14 protein-coding genes are annotated in these 15,384 nt (G+C 63.1%); 7 read left to right on the forward strand and 7 right to left on the reverse strand.

Going from position 1 to position 15,384, the window contains the following annotated elements:
• The first annotated feature begins 36 nt into the window (after positions 1-36).
• From B7449_RS11180 to rsmA, 7 genes are all read left to right on the forward strand, one after another.
• A complete protein-coding gene (locus B7449_RS11180; RefSeq protein WP_039734699.1) occupies positions 37-657 on the forward strand; it encodes a hypothetical protein in 621 nt (206 codons plus the stop codon).
• Entirely contained in the window at positions 654-2,111 is a 1,458-nt protein-coding gene (locus tag B7449_RS11185) for an FAD-binding oxidoreductase (protein WP_039734700.1), read from the forward strand. The genes B7449_RS11180 and B7449_RS11185 overlap by 4 nt, the downstream gene beginning before the upstream one ends.
• 100 nt (positions 2,112-2,211) lie before the next feature.
• Positions 2,212-3,378, forward strand: a complete 1,167-nt coding sequence (lptF, locus tag B7449_RS11190) for an LPS export ABC transporter permease LptF (protein ID WP_039734701.1) — start codon at positions 2,212-2,214, stop codon at positions 3,376-3,378.
• A complete protein-coding gene (gene lptG / locus B7449_RS11195; RefSeq protein ID WP_039734702.1) occupies positions 3,375-4,490 on the forward strand; it encodes an LPS export ABC transporter permease LptG in 1,116 nt (371 codons plus the stop codon). The genes lptF and lptG overlap by 4 nt, the downstream gene beginning before the upstream one ends.
• Complete coding sequence (locus B7449_RS11200; protein ID WP_039734703.1) at positions 4,490-6,889, forward strand: LPS-assembly protein LptD; 2,400 nt, start codon at positions 4,490-4,492, stop codon at positions 6,887-6,889. Before lptG ends, B7449_RS11200 begins: the two co-directional genes overlap by 1 nt.
• The gene (locus tag B7449_RS11205; protein ID WP_039734704.1) at positions 6,882-8,291 is read left to right on the forward strand and encodes a peptidylprolyl isomerase; all 1,410 of its coding nucleotides are present in this window, start codon (positions 6,882-6,884) and stop codon (positions 8,289-8,291) included. Before B7449_RS11200 ends, B7449_RS11205 begins: the two co-directional genes overlap by 8 nt.
• A gap of 6 nt (positions 8,292-8,297) precedes the next feature.
• Positions 8,298-9,149: a 16S rRNA (adenine(1518)-N(6)/adenine(1519)-N(6))-dimethyltransferase RsmA gene (gene rsmA / locus B7449_RS11210; protein ID WP_039734705.1), complete on the forward strand. Its 852-nt coding sequence runs from the start codon at positions 8,298-8,300 to the stop codon at positions 9,147-9,149.
• Here rsmA and B7449_RS11215 read toward each other — a convergent pair.
• From B7449_RS11215 to rpoD, 7 genes are all read right to left on the reverse strand, one after another.
• The gene (locus B7449_RS11215; protein ID WP_039734706.1) at positions 9,119-10,366 is read right to left on the reverse strand and encodes an SAM-dependent methyltransferase; all 1,248 of its coding nucleotides are present in this window, start codon (positions 10,364-10,366) and stop codon (positions 9,119-9,121) included. The genes rsmA and B7449_RS11215 overlap by 31 nt on opposite strands.
• 138 nt (positions 10,367-10,504) lie before the next feature.
• The gene (gene rplI, locus B7449_RS11220; RefSeq protein ID WP_010512810.1) at positions 10,505-11,095 is read right to left on the reverse strand and encodes a 50S ribosomal protein L9; all 591 of its coding nucleotides are present in this window, start codon (positions 11,093-11,095) and stop codon (positions 10,505-10,507) included.
• A 13-nt stretch (positions 11,096-11,108) separates the two neighbouring features.
• Positions 11,109-11,384 carry a 30S ribosomal protein S18 gene (gene rpsR / locus B7449_RS11225; protein WP_007399693.1) on the reverse strand — a complete coding sequence of 92 codons (276 nt, stop codon included), beginning with the start codon at positions 11,382-11,384 and terminating at the stop codon, positions 11,109-11,111.
• A gap of 6 nt (positions 11,385-11,390) precedes the next feature.
• A complete protein-coding gene (gene rpsF, locus B7449_RS11230) occupies positions 11,391-11,876 on the reverse strand; it encodes a 30S ribosomal protein S6 (protein WP_039734709.1) in 486 nt (161 codons plus the stop codon).
• 153 nt (positions 11,877-12,029) lie between these two features.
• A complete protein-coding gene (locus B7449_RS11235; protein ID WP_039734710.1) occupies positions 12,030-12,584 on the reverse strand; it encodes a hypothetical protein in 555 nt (184 codons plus the stop codon).
• 97 nt (positions 12,585-12,681) lie between these two features.
• Positions 12,682-13,218, reverse strand: a complete 537-nt coding sequence (locus tag B7449_RS11240; protein ID WP_039734759.1) for a GNAT family N-acetyltransferase — start codon at positions 13,216-13,218, stop codon at positions 12,682-12,684.
• Positions 13,219-13,273: 55 nt separating this feature from the next.
• Positions 13,274-15,253 carry an RNA polymerase sigma factor RpoD gene (gene rpoD, locus B7449_RS11245; protein WP_039734711.1) on the reverse strand — a complete coding sequence of 660 codons (1,980 nt, stop codon included), beginning with the start codon at positions 15,251-15,253 and terminating at the stop codon, positions 13,274-13,276.
• Positions 15,254-15,384: the final 131 nt, after the last annotated feature.

Consider the following 15,384-nt stretch of genomic DNA (forward strand, 5'->3'; position numbering starts at 1 on the left):
GTTTCAACCGCATGATCCGACCCCGGTGCCCCTGAGATGAGCGACACAATCGACCCCAAGGAACTGAAAATCCTTTCGGACATCCTCGCACTCGTGCTGGAGGAGCATGCAGGCCAGTCGGAAAACGCGCTGGCCGCCATCCGCGCGCGCGCGCAGAAAAACCAGGTGACCGGCGGGGCGCTGAAAAACCTGTTTGCCGCCATCGCCCCCAACCCGCCCAAAAAGGCCGCCGCGAAGCCGCGCGCGCCCCGCACGACAAAAGCCAGCGCCGCCGCCGCGAAAGAAATTCAGGAATCACACCTGCGTATTTCCCAGCTGACAGAAAGCATCCGCAGGCTGGATACGGAAATACGCGACCTGAAAGTTGACAATTCGGCGCTGCGCGCGGAACTGAACCAGACGCGGCAGGCCCGCGCCGAAACGCAGGCCGTCCTGTCGTCAGTGGTGCAGTCCCGTCCCCCCGTGCGCCGTTCGGGCCTGCTGGTGGCGGCGGCGGTGGGCGCGCTGACCGGTTTCGCGCTGACCGAGACATGGCACCTGTTCATGTCCCCCAGCCCGGCGCAGGCCAGCGCCACCTACCCGCCCGTGCACCATCAGGGGCAGGCCTACCTGCCGCCGCCCTCCTTACCCCTCCATTCAGGAAGCATGCCGTCATGACCGTTCCCACCCCAACCGCACCGGCACGGCAGGACCTGATCGCCCGTTTTACCGACATGCTGGGGCCTGTGGGCGTGATTACGGGTGAAACCGACACCGCGTCCTACTGCACCGACTGGCGCAACCTGTACCATGGCCGTGCGCTGGCGGTGCTGCGTCCCGCCAGTACGGAAGAACTGTCGCAGCTTGTCCGGTTCTGCAGCGAACACGGCATCCCCATGGTGCCACAGGGCGGCAATACCAGCATGGTGGGCGGCGCCACGCCGGATGACAGCGGGCACGAGGTCGTGGTCTGCCTGTCGCGCATGAACCATATCCACGGCATCGATCCCCATGACCTGACCATGGAAGTCGAAGCCGGCGTCACGCTGAAGGCAGCGCAGGACGCGGCGTGGGATGCGGGGTTCATGCTGCCGCTCTCCATTTCATCCGAAGGGTCGGCGCAGATTGGCGGCGTGCTGGCGACAAATGCTGGCGGCAACAACACCCTGCGCTATGGCAACGCGCGTGAACTGGTGCTGGGGCTGGAAGCGGTCATGCCCGATGGCGGGGTGTTCCATGGCCTGCGCCGCCTGCGCAAGGACAATACGGGATATGCCCTGCGCCAGCTTCTGATCGGGTCCGAAGGCACGCTGGGGTTCATCACCACAGCCATCCTGCAGCTTCACCCGCAGCCCCGCGCGATCGAGGCCGCGCTGTGCGCCGTGGACAACGCCGAGGCCGCGCTGAAGCTGCTGGGACTGCTGCGCGCGCGCGATCCCGCCCTGCTGCAGGCGTTCGAGTTCATGTCCGGCACCGGCATGGACCTTGTCATCGATCTGATCCCTGGCGCCGCCCTGCCGCTGGGCGAGCGTGCACCCGCCTATGTGCTGCTGGAACTGGCGACCCCGCGCCCCGATGCCGACCTGCGTGAATATGCCGAGGAAGTGCTGGGCGAAGCGCTGGAGGAAGGTATCATCACCGATGCCGTCATTGCCGAAAGCGAAGGCCAGCGCGCCGGCCTGTGGAAACTGCGCGAGGAACATGCCGAAGCCCAGCGCCGCGCGGGGGCAAGCGTCAAGAACGACGTATCGGTGCCAGTGACCTACGTGCCCGAACTGATCGCGCGCGCCAGCGCCGCGTGTGAAAGACTGATTCCGGGCTGCCGTCCCGCCCCGTTCGGTCACATGGGCGACGGCAACATCCACTTCAATGTGGTCCAGCCCGAAGGCATGGCGGCGGATGCCTTCCTGGCCCGCAGCCACGACATAATGGACACGGTGGCGGCGATCGTGAAGGATCTGGACGGTTCGTTTTCGGCCGAACATGGCGTGGGGCAGCTCAAGCCCTACATGATGCCGTCATGGCGGGGCGGGGCGGAACTGGAGGCTATGCGCCATATCAAGGCCGCCCTTGACCCCCGGAACGTCATGAACCCCGGCAAGGTGCTGCCGCCTGTCACACCCGGAACATGACGCCGGGCGCATCCACACGCCCGGCGCCTGAGCATACCTGTCCCCGCCGCATGAGGGGATCACCCCTTTTGCACGGGCGGGAACGGGGTTAGACAGGGGCATGCCTGCCGCCCGCCCTGTCCCTGACCGCCTTGCGCCGCGCCTGTCGATTCTGGACAGCTACATGCTGCGCCAGCTTCTGCTGGCGCTGGTGGCGACCACGGGTGCGCTTGTAACGCTGATCTGGCTGACGCAGTCCCTGCACTTCGTGTCACTGGTGGTGGGGCGCGGGCTGTCGCTACGCGTGTTCCTGGAGCTGACCAGCCTGCTGATCCCCTCCTTCATCGCGGTCATCCTGCCGATCACCACGTTCGTGGTGGTGCAGTTCGTCTACCAGCGCCTGGGCACCGACCGGGAACTGACGGTCATGCAGGCCGCCGGCCTGTCGCCCGCCATGATGGCGCGACCGGGGCTGGCCTGCGCTGCCATTGCGACAGCGACCTGCCTGGTGCTGAATGTCTGGATCGTGCCGGTTTCCTACCACGCCTTCCGGCAGTACGAATTCCAGATCCGCAACCGCATGGCCGCCTTCCTGGTGCAGGACGGCGTGTTCACGCAGGTGTCGGACAACATGACCGTGTACATCCGCGCGCGCGACAAGGACGGCACGCTGCATGGCATCATGGTGGAAGATGACCGCACCCCCGGCGCCGAAGCCACCATACTGGCGGAAGAAGGCAATCTGGTCATCCTCAACGACCAGCCACGCGTGGTCCTGTTCAACGGGTCGCGGCAGGAAATCGACAGCCATACCGGGCGGCTGAACGTGCTGACCTTCACCCGCAACACGATCGACCTGTCCAGTCCGCACACCGCGCATACGCGCCTGCCCGACGCCAATGAACTGTCGATTTCCCAACTGCTGCACCCGGACATGCGCCAGTATTCGCGCCGGGACGAAAGCAAGATGTTCATCGAAGCCTGGCGTCGGCTGAGCAGCCCCTTCTGCGCGTTTTCCTTTGCCATGATCGGGCTGGTCGGGGCGATGGGCGGCAGCTATTCCCGGCAGGCCAGCATCATCCGGCCCGTCCTGGCCATCCTTGCCGTTGTCGCGGTGCAGGCGCTGACGCTGCTGGTGCAGAACCTTGCGTCGCGCAACCTGCAGCTCATGCCGCTCATGTGGATCTGTTCGATCGGGCCGGGCGTGATCTGCGCGGGTATCCTGTTCTGGCCGGAATTCCGCGCCGATCGTGAAGCCCGGGCGATAACGGGCGCCACACGGTCATGAAGCTTGCCTTTACGCTGTCGCTGTACATCGCCCGTCAGTTCACCTACGCCACGCTGTCGGTGATCGCCTTCCTGACCGGGCTGATCACCATGTTCGACTTCATCGACCTGCTGCGCCGGGTTTCAACCCGGCCCAACGTGCCGACATCGCTGGTCAGTGAAATCGCCTTCCTGCATATTCCCTTTGCCTGCCTTGAAATCCTGCCCTTTGGCGTGCTGCTGGGGGGGATCATCTGTTTCTGGCGCCTGGCGCGGTCATCGGAACTGGTGGTGGCGCGGGCGGCGGGCATTTCGGCGTGGCAGTTTCTGGCGGGACCGGTCACCTGCGCGGTGCTGATCGGGACGGTCGCCACCACCTGCGTCTCTCCCCTGTCTTCCGTCATGTACCGCCGGGCGGAAATGCTAGACCGCCAGTACCTGCGCGACAACAATGGCAAGTCCCTCAACCTCAGCGGTGGCACCCTGTGGCTGCGGCAGGGGGATAACGGACTGATGGACCACGGGGTGGACATCATCCATGCGCGGCATGTCAGGCTGACGGGGAACGTGCTGCATATCGCCGGGATCACCATTTTCCGGCTTGGCCCGGATGACAGCCTGCTGACCCGTATCGAAGCCGATAGCGGTTATCTGGGCAAGGATCGCTGGGTTCTGGAATCCGCCCATCAGCTGCGCCCTGATGAACTGCCGGTTGATATGGGGCACCTGACGCTGCATGCCGACCTGACGCTGGCGGGGGTGGAGGAAAGCTTCGCCTCCCCCGATACGCTGTCCGTCTGGGCGCTGCCCGGGTTCATCCGCCAGCTGAACAGGTCGGGATTTTCCACCATCCGCCACCGGCTGCATTTCCAGACGCTGCTCACGCTGCCGGTCCTGTCTGGCACCATGGCGCTGGTGGCGGCCGGGTTTTCCATGCGGCCCGCGCGGCGGGGCGGGGTCATCCGCATGATCAGTTTTGGCGTGGCGGCGGGTTTCGCGTTGTTTGCGCTATCTAAAATTGCCGCCCAGTTTGGTGAGACGGGCACATTGCCCCCCCTTCTGGCCGCCTGGGCCCCCACCGGGGCCGGGCTTTGTCTTGCAGTCACGCTACTTCTTCATCTAGAGGACGGTTAATGGACCGTCCCGCCCCTTCCACGCGCGCGCCGTCATTGACACGGCTTGCTGCCGTTCTGCGGCAGTTTCCGCGCGGGTTGCTGCTTTCAGCCACCATGCTGGGGGGCATGCTGTGCGCGCTGGGCCCGCGCGACGCCCATGCCGACGCCCCGCCCGACGGGCCACGACGCAGCATGCCCATCCACGCCCCCAAGAGCCAGCCACAGTCACCCGCCAACTTTTCCGGCACGGTGTCCAATACCGACCCGATGACATTCCAGGCCGACCATGTGGCCTATGACAGCCGCAACGGCATTGCGACATGGACCGGCAATGTCCAGCTCTGGCAGAATGACCAGATCATGCGCGCCGACAAGGTGGTCTATGACCGCAATACCGGGGTTGCGTCCGCCCGGGGCAACGTGGCCATGGTGGAACCGGACGGCACGGTGCTGTTTACGGAATATGCCGAACTGAGCAACGGCATGCGCGACGGCATCATGACCCGCATGTATGCCCGCATGGAAGATAACGCGCGCATGGCGGCCAATGGCATGCGGCGCACTGGCGCCAAGGTCAACGACCTGACGCGCGTGGTCTATACGGCGTGCGAAATCTGCGCCCGCCACCCTGAACGCGCGCCATTCTGGCAGTTGCGCGCGTATGACGCCACGCATGACCTGCAGCACAAGCGGCTGGAATTCCGTGACGCCTTCGTAGATTTTTTCGGGGTGCCGATTTTCTACCTGCCGGCCTTCTCCATGACCGATCCGTCGGTTCGGCGCCAGAGCGGCTTCCTGACCCCCGGCTTCACGCCGCATGACCGTTATCTGGGCACGTATGTCACCATTCCCTATTACTGGGTCATTGACCGGCAGTCGGATGTCACGCTGCAGGGGCTGTTTTCCACCCGCACGGGGCCGGAGCTTACGGCAAACTACCGACGTTATTTCAGCAACGCGCGCCTGAACCTGACCGGTGGCATCGCATATGATACGCATCGCGACATCGATTACACCAATACCTTTGGCCAGAACGTGGAAAGCGCCGACAACCACGGCATGCAGGGCTATATCTTCGCCAACGGCCAGGTTTCGATAAACCGGACATGGCGGGCGGGCGCCAACATCCGCTGGGCCAGTTCGCCCAACTTCATGCGTGACTACCGTGTCAGCGGATACGGGCAGGACACGCTCAATTCCAACATCTACCTTGAAGGGTTCGGAACGGGATCGTATTCGCGCATTGATGCCGAAGGCTACCAGGGCATGAACCAGGGCATCATCCATAACCAGGACCTGCCATGGGTGCTGCCGCGCTATACCTACAGCTATTTCGGGCAGCCCGATGCGCTGGGCGGACGGTTCAGCCTCGATACGACCGATTTCTACGTCTATCGCGAAAACGGGACATCGGACCAGCGCGGGCAGCTTTCGCTCAACTGGGACCGGCCGTTCCACAACTCGCTGGGACAGATCTGGAACCTGACGCTGCATGTTGAATCCGCCATCCATCGCGCGACCGAACTGAACCAGCAGCCCAATTATGCCCGCACCACCCGCGCACAGGTGGAGGGGCAGGTCCTGCCCACCGTAGGGCTGAAGATGAACTGGCCGTTCCTGCGCAGCTTCAACCACAATACCGGCACCCAGATACTTGAACCCATCGTGCAGTTCCTGGCCGCGCCAAACACGGGCAACAGCACCTCGCGCAACATTCCCAACGAAGACAGCCTGTCCTACGAATTCACCGATTCCACGCTGTTTGCGCTCAACCGCTATGCCGGCACGGACCGGCTCGACGGTGGCCTGCGCGCCAATGTCGGGCTGCACAACAACTGGACATGGAACGGCCATCAGATTGACGTGCTGATCGGCGAAAGCTTCCAGGAACATGTCGACCACAACCGCATCCCCTATTCCGGGCTGGGCCATCACCTGTCGGATGTGGTCATGGGCACGCATATGGTACCCAACCAGTTCTTTGATTTTGATGGCAAGATGCGTCTTGATCCCTATGGCGGCAAGGTGGACTTCGCCGATGCGCTGGGCAGCGCGGGCTTCCGCCATTTCCGCGTTACGGGTGGCTATCTGTTTGAACCGGTCACGCCCTATTATTATTATGCCCAGCGCCCGTATGACACGGCGGCGCCCGATATTTACTACAAGCCGATCAGCGAGCTTACGGTCGGGGCTGCCTCCAACTGGGACAACTGGCATATTGCCGCCTACCTGCGCCGCAGCCTGTCGCGCAAGGAAAGTGTGGCGGTGGGTGGCGACGCCGGTTACCAGAATGACTGTTTCGGGCTGGATGTCATGTATCTCAAGCAGTACACCACGATTGGTGGCCAACAGAGCAATTCAACCGTAATGTTCTCCCTTACGTTCAAAACCATCGGTACATTTGGTATTAATGGCTGACCTGATGCGCGAAAGACTGAGCCGGATGTCCTTCTTCCCCATGCCCCGTGGCGCTGTTTCCTCCCCCGCACCGAACCACGGCCGCGTGGGACGCACGCTGGCCGTGGCCCTGCTGGCCTGTGCCGCGCTGGTCGGCCACGAACATGGTGCCGCCGCCAGATCCGCACGCGCCATTGCCCAGCAGGCGCAGGCGGCGGAAGACCAGGATGCGATCATCGCCACCGTCAACGGCGCCGTGCTGACCAAGCGCGATGTCGATACGCGCGGGCGGCTGTTCGCGCTGTCATCGGGGCTGGATGTCAGCGATGACGTGATGCAGCGGCTGCGACCGCAGATCGTGCGGCAGCTGATTGATGAAAAACTGCGCATGCAGGAAATGCTCGACCGCCACATCAACGTACCCATCCAGCAGATCGGGGACGCCATTGCCGGCATCGAACAGCGCAACGGCATGCCGCAGAACGCCCTGCGCAACAAGCTGGCGGAGGACGGTGTCTCGCTGACCACGCTGATTGACCAGATCCGCGTACAGATCGGCTGGTCGCAGGTGCTGCGTCAGGAAACGGCCGAGCATGGCCGCATCACCGCATCCGAAATCGAGCAGCGCATGGCCGCGCTGAAGCGCGAGGACGGCAAGCCGGAATACATGATCAGTGAGATTTTCGTGCCGGTGGACGACCCGCGCCATACGGAAAACGAACTGAAATTTACCGAAACCATCATTCAGGAACTGCGTGAGGGCGCGCCCTTCCCCATTGTCGCCGCCCAGTTCTCGCAGGGGCAGAGCGCGCTGGACGGCGGCATGATGGGCTGGACACAGGAAGACGGCCTTGACCCGCAGGTGGTGGACGTGGCGCGCAAGATGCCTGATGGCGCCATTTCAAACCCCATCCGCGTTGCGGGTGGGTACGTGATTGCCACCATTGCCGAACGGCGGACGGTCGGCCACCAGATGGCGACGATCCTGAGCATCCGACAGGTCTTCTTCCCCTTCGATGAGCCACTGAACCCCGAAAACCCCACCGACCAGCAGAAATCGACGCTGGACACCGCCACGGCGTTCGCCAACGAAGTCAAGAACTGTGACCAGATGGAAGCCGAGAACAAGAAACTGGGGGAAAAGCACCCCAGTGATCCCGGCGAACTCATGATGAACCACCTCAACCCCCAGATGCGCGAGATACTCGAGCCCCTGATGCCGGGCAAGACCAGCAAGCCCCTGGTGTCGATGGATGGCATTCTGGTGCTGATGGTCTGCACCAGGGAGGAACGGAACATCGCGATCCAGACCCCCAGCCAGATCGCCGATCACCTGATGAACGAACGCGTGGAACAGACATCACGCCAGCTGAACCGCGACCTGCAGCGTCGTGCGATCATCGACATGCGTTCCAAGACCTGATCGGTCATGACCATGACCGGACGCCCGTCGGGGCTGGAACCCCTGCGCGAGACCATTGCGCGCCACGGGCTGGACGCACGCAAGGCGCTGGGCCAGCACTTCCTGCTGGACCCGGGTATTACGGCGCGCATCGCGTCGCTGGCAGGTAACCTTGCGGGCCAGCATGTTGTGGAGGTCGGCCCCGGTCCCGGTGGCCTGACCCGCGCGCTGCTGGATACCGATGCCGCCAGCATCGTGGCGGTAGAAGTGGATACACGGGCGGTTGCCGTCATTACGGAACTGGCCGCCCATGCGCCCGACCGCCTGCGGGTGATCGAAGCCGATGCCATGCGGTGCGACCTGACCACGCTGTGCCCCGCCCCGCGGCAGGTCATCGCCAACCTGCCCTACAATGTCGGCACGCCCCTGCTGGTGGGGTGGCTGCGGCAGGCGGCAGAGTGGTCGCGGCTGACGCTCATGTTCCAGCAGGAAGTGGCCGAACGCATCTGCGCTGCCCCCGGTTCGGCCCATTACGGCAGGCTGGGCGTGCTGGCGCAATGGACGTGCCGTTGCGGGGTGCTCATGCATATTCCCCCCGGCGCGTTTTCCCCGCCGCCCAAGGTGCATTCCGCCGTGGTCGGCCTGATCCCGCACGCAGACCAGCCCGATGCCGCACTGTTCCGCGCCATGGAACAGGTGACGGCGGCGGCATTCGGGCAGCGGCGCAAGATGCTGCGCGGGGCGCTGAAATCCATCGGGGGAGAAGCGTTGCTGGACGAGGCCGGAATTGAAGGCAGCCGCCGGGCCGAGACGCTGGATATTGCCGAATTCGACCGTCTTGCCCGCCTTCATGCCCGCAGGGCCGCGACACTGTCCTGATCAGGCAGGCCCACGGGCTGCGGGGCATACATGTAATCACGCGACAGGGGCACGGCGTTGATGTCACGCACCAGCTGCAGCTGGAAGTTCAGGTGCCCCTGCACGCGGAAGGCCAGTTCGGACACCACAAGGTAGAATTCGAACATGCGGCAGAACCGTTCATCATACAGCAATGCGACCTGCTGGCGTCTGGCCGCGAACCGGCGGCGCCAGTGGGCAATGGTGCGCGCGTAATGCAGGCGCCAGATCTCGCAGTCCGTCAGCCATAGCCCGGCACGTTCCACTGCGCTGACGGCCTCGCTAACCGCCGGCGAATAGCCGCCGGGGAAGATATAGCGGTCAATCCACGGGTTGGTGACGCCCGGCCCTTCCCTGCGCCCGATGGAATGCAGCACCATGACCCCATGGGGGTGCAGGGCCGCGCGCATGGTGTCAAAAAACGCCGGATAATGGGCCACGCCCACATGTTCGAACATGCCGATGGAAATGATCCGGTCGTACCGCCTGATGACGGCACGGTAATCCAGCAGTTCAAACCGCACGCGCCCGTCCAGCCCCGCCGCGCGCGCGCGCTGGCGCGCGATATGCAGCTGTTCCACCGACAGCGTGATGCCCGTGACCTGCGCGCCGTAATCACGCGCCAGCGTCAGGGCCATGCCACCCCAACCGCACCCGACATCCAGCACGGTCATGCCGGGACGTGACAGGTGCAGCTTGGCGGCCAGATGATGTTTCTTGGCTGCCTGCGCCTGCGCCAGCGTTTCGGTTCCCGTGGGGAAATAGCCGCAGGAATACTGCATGTCCGCATCAAGGAAGAGACGGTACAGCCTGCTGTCCAGATCATAATGATGCGCCACGTTCCGCCGGGCGCGCCGCAGGGTGTTATTCTGCAGCCATGTCCGCGCGATATAGCGCAGGGAACCGAAAATCCGCTCCCCCGCCGGGCTGCGCCGCATGATATTGAGCATAAGCACATGCATCAGGTCATACAGCGTGCAGTCAACGGGGCGCAGCCTGCCCGCCATATACGCTTCCCCCAGCTTCAGCGCGGGATCAAGCAGCAGGGCGCGCACCGTTTCCCCATCCGCGATCCACATGCCCGCACGTGGTCCGGGGCCGCCTACATACGCACGCCTGTCGCCGCCAGGGTAATGGACATCCAGCCGCCCCAGGGTCACGAAGTGCGCAAAGGCCCGATCCAGCAATACAGATGCCATCGCCCGCTCCCTTAACGCATGTGCGCCCGGCAAAAAGCCCGATGCATCCGCCCCGGAAACGGCAAAAGCCCGGAAGAGTTTCCTCTTCCGGGCTTTTGTAACCTGCCTGCCACCCCGGAGGGTAACGGATCAGGTCAATCAGACAGCCGGGGTTTCCTCAACGGCGGTTTCTTCCGAAACCTCGCCTTCGGTTACCACGCCTTCTTCGGCCAGAACCTGCTCGTCGTCCTGATCGACGCCGATTTCCTCACCGCGTGCCTGACGTTCCGCTTCTTCTTCGGAACGGGCAACGTTTACGGTGACCTGCATGTTCACTTCCGGATGCAGGGCGACGCTGACTTCATACAGGCCAAGCTGCTTGATCGGCTCGGGCAGGATGACCTGGTTGCGGCTGATGGTCAGGCCGGCCTTGGTCGCGGCTTCCGCGATGTCACGGGTCGTGACGGAGCCATACAGGCTGCCGCTGTCACCAGCCTGACGGATCAGGATGACGGACAGGCCGTGCATACGCTCGGACAGGCGCTCGGCCTCCTCGCGGTTCTTGAGGTTCTGGGCCTCAAGCTGTGCACGTTCACGTTCGAAACGCTCGCGGTTGTGTGCGTTGGCGCGGATCGCCTTGCCCTGGGGCAGCAGGAAGTTACGGGCATAGCCCGGCTTCACCGTGACGATCTCGCCCATCTGGCCCAGCTTCTCGACGCGCTGGAGCAGGATGAGTTCTACTGCGGACATGTTTCTGCCTCCCTCAGCTTACAATGTAGGGCAGCAGGGCCAGGAAACGGGCGCGCTTGATGGCCTGGGCCAGTTCACGCTGCTTCTTGGCGGACACTGCCGTGATGCGGCTGGGAACGATCTTGCCACGCTCGGACAGGAAGCGGCTCAGCAGGCGCACGTCCTTGTAGTCGATCTTCGGCGCGTTGGGGCCGGAGAACGGGCAGGACTTGCGACGACGGTAGAACGGGCGACGCGCACCAACCGCAACGCGGCGGGCGGCGGGATTGATCTCGGTTGATTCGGACATCAGCTCTTACTCCGCTTCGGCAGTGGCGGTGGCGTTGGCGCGCTGCTGTTCTTCACGCTCGTTACGGGCGCGGAACTCTTCGCGGTCATCGAAATTGCGACGCGTGCCACGACCGCTTTCGAAACGGCCAGAGGGCTTGGGCCCACGGAAGCCACGCTCACGCTCGTCACCCTTGCGCGACAGGATGACGGACGGTGCTTCGTCAATCTCATCCACACGCAGGGTCAGCACGCGCAGAACGTCTTCGTTCAGGCTGAGCTGACGCTCGATTTCCTTGATGGCACTGGACGCCCCATCAAGACCCAGAAGCATGTAATGCCCCTTGCGGTTCTTCTTGATACGGTACGCCAGCGTGCGCAGGCCCCAGTATTCACGCTTCTTGACGGAACCGGATTCCGCTTCAAGCTGGGCTGCGATGCCATCGGCAATGGCTTCGACCTGCTGCTGCGACACGTCATTACGTACAATCAGCACGGTTTCATACAACGGCATTGGAACTCCCTTCGGATCAGTTCAACCCCGGCATGGACGGACACGGTCCGCCATGTTGCCATGAAGGCACGGGTATAGCCGGGGACGATGCCACGCACCCGGCAGGGAAGAGGCGGTTTGAAACACAAACCTGCCAGACAGACAAGGAAAAAGTCAGTCAACCACCGTTTTTATCGGCTCCAGCCACGTAAAGACCGGTGTGGGGCGGACATCCTGCGGGCGGTCATGACGGAATCCGGTCACGGCCTTCACCACTTCCAGCGGAACATCCAGCATGCTGCCCGGGCCGCGCGGGTCCACCATTCCGCGCTGCACCGCGGCAAAGGCCCGCTTGTGCAGTTCGGGCACCGCATCCGGCGCGTTACCTTCTATATCCAGATCCAGGCAGTCATTGTTGCGCCCGTCATGCTGGACGATCCAGATTTCTTCGCCATTTTCATAGCCCGCCGCCTGGCTGACCGGATCGACCGTCGCGACATCGCACGTGATCAGTTTACCCTCACGGCACAGCGTCTTGCGGTCGTAATTGGAAATCAGGCCACTGTCGTTATTGGTGCGGATGACAAACCAGCCATTGGGCAGGTCCGCGATGGCGTATGGCGCCTCATCATTCGGGTCCGGCTCTCCTGTATCACGCATGCCAAGGGCATCCAGCAGCGCGGCACGGTCGACACCATGAAATTTGTAAAAGGACAGATCGAAATCCATGCTCCCCCTCCTCTGGGTATGGAAGGGGAAATGGTTACAATTTCGTGTTATCACAATTCTTGAAATCAAGATTCTGTTTACTAATGCCGATCTTTCTTCAGTCCAGACGCAGGCAATCCGGCACGTTCAGCCCCAGCGCGTCCGGAATGGTCCAGATTTCATGCAGGGTGCGCACCTTGCGAAAACCGGCCCGCTGGTAATTGGGTAATGCACGCGGGTGATCGGCAGAACATGTATTGACCCGCAGCACCGCCGGATTCATGGCCCACGCGCGCGCCACCATCTGGTGCAGGAATATCCGTCCGACGCCACGGCCAATCCATGCGGGCAGCAGACCGAAATAGGCAATGTTGATATCGGGGCCGTAGCGGCTGTCGAGTTCACAAAACCCGGCTGGCGCATCGCCATCATACAGCACATGCACGCCAATGCCCGGACTGGACAGAAGGGCGGCCAGATCCGCATCGGGCATGACCCGGCGCAGCCACCAGCAATACTCCCTTCCCACCGCATCATACAGCCCGCGATACCACATGACGCCGGGGCGGAAAGTCTGCCGGATGCTGAAACCATGCGGCAGGGCGGGCGGGATGCCGGGGGGCGGACGGTCCATGCACAGGAACGTCACATCCACCCCGACCCGTGTTCCATCACCGCCCGGCCCGTCCTGGGGGGCGGGGCATGGAACCTCAGTTATCATCAAGGAAGGAACGCAGCTTGCGGCTCCGGCTGGGGTGCTTGAGCTTGCGCAGGGCCTTGGCCTCGATCTGGCGGATACGTTCACGCGTCACGTTGAACTGCTGGCCCACCTCTTCCAGCGTGTGGTCAGTGTTCATGCCGATGCCAAAGCGCATGCGCAGCACACGTTCCTCACGCGGGGTCAGCGAGGACAGGACCCGCGTCGTGGCTTCACGCAGGTTGGTCTGGATCGCGGCATCCAGCGGGATAACAGCGGCCTTGTCCTCGATGAAGTCGCCAAGATGGCTGTCTTCCTCATCCCCGATCGGGGTTTCGAGCGAGATCGGCTCCTTGGCGATCTTCAGCACCTTGCGTACCTTTTCCAGCGGCATGCCCAGCTTTTCAGCCAGTTCCTCAGGCGCGGGTTCACGCCCGATCTCATGCAGCATCTGGCGCGATGTGCGGACCAGCTTGTTGATCGTCTCGATCATGTGGACCGGGATACGGATGGTCCGCGCCTGATCGGCGATGGAACGCGTGATGGCCTGCCGGATCCACCACGTGGCGTAGGTGGAGAATTTGTAGCCACGGCGGTATTCGAATTTGTCCACCGCCTTCATCAGGCCGATATTGCCTTCCTGAATCAGGTCAAGGAACTGCAGGCCGCGATTGGTGTATTTCTTGGCGATCGAGATCACCAGCCGCAGGTTGGCCTCGATCATTTCCTTCTTCGCGCGCGCCGAATCCCGCTCGCCCCGCGACACGGTGGCGTAAACGCGACGGAATTCCCCCACCGGCAGGCCGGTTTCCTGCGTCAGGTCGGCCACCTGGTTACGCAGGCGGATCACGGTCTCGCCGTGCTTGGCCAGGAAGTTCTTCCACGACTTGGCCGGCAGGGTGGCGACCATGTCCATCCAGCCGGGGTCCAGTTCGCGGCCACGGTATTTCAGCAGGAAGTCATCGCGCGATACGCGGGTGCTTTCCGCCAGTCGCAGCATGCGCCCTTCCAGACCGTTCAGGCGCTGGAAGATTTCCTTCAGGTGTTCGACCAGCACCTCGATCCGCGCATTGTGCAGGTGGACCTGCTGCACCTTGCCCACCAGTTCCATGCGCAGGCGTTCATAGCGGCTTTCGTCATCGGCGGAGATTTCCGCGCCCGCCGTGAACTTTTCCAGCCGTTCGGCCTGCACCTTGTGCAGGGCTGCGTACAGCGCCTCGACTTCCTCGAACTGCTCAAGGATTTCCGGCTTCAGCTTTTCCTCAAGCGCGGACAGCGACAGGCCGGCCCCTTCGCCTTCGCCCTCACCTTCGCCTTCGGTTTCCTCGGCCTCTTCGTTTTCAGCGCCTTCGTTTTCGCCAAAGGCCTCGTCGCCCTCCGCCGCCTCGGCGGGGTCGTTGCCGCCGGACTGCATGGCCTCAAGGTCCACGATGTCACGCAGCAGCATCTCACCGGCCTTGAGCCGTTCATGCCACGAAATGATGGCGCGGAAGGTCAGCGGGCTTTCGCACAGCCCGCCAATCATCTCGTCACGCCCGGCCTCGATACGCTTGGCGATCGCGATTTCGCCCTCGCGCGACAGCAGTTCGACCGATCCCATTTCGCGCAGGTACATGCGCACCGGGTCATCGGTGCGGCCCAGGCTTTCGGTATCGACGTTACCGGCAGCCGGTTCCTCGCTCTCGGTTTCTTCCTCGGCGGTGTCGTCGCTCTTGGTTTCGGTGGCGGCCGGCGTTTCGGTTTCGTCGTTGTCTTCGTTCTCGACAACCTGCATGCCCATTTCCGACAGGGCCGCCATCACATCCTCGATCTGCTCGGAGGACATCTGGTCCTGCGGCAGGACGGCGTTGAGTTCGTCGAACGTGATGTAACCGCGTTCCTTGCCGCGGGCGATCAGTTTCTTGACGGCGCCGGACCGGGTGTCCAGCAGGGTCGTATCGTTATCCTGATCCCCCGAAGCCGTGTCCGTACCCGTGGCTGTCTTTGTCGCCATGCCCGATCAATCCCTACCCAGCAAATCCGTTTACGCACGCGCGCACACCCTGCCCGCGCCCAGCGGCCGCCCCATTTCCGCCCGCCGGTATAGAGCGGGACAGGATACGGCCAATCATACCGTTTTCATCT

Origin of the sequence: Komagataeibacter intermedius TF2 (assembly GCF_000964425.1) — a bacterium.
Classification (GTDB): Bacteria; Pseudomonadota; Alphaproteobacteria; order Acetobacterales; family Acetobacteraceae; genus Komagataeibacter; species Komagataeibacter intermedius.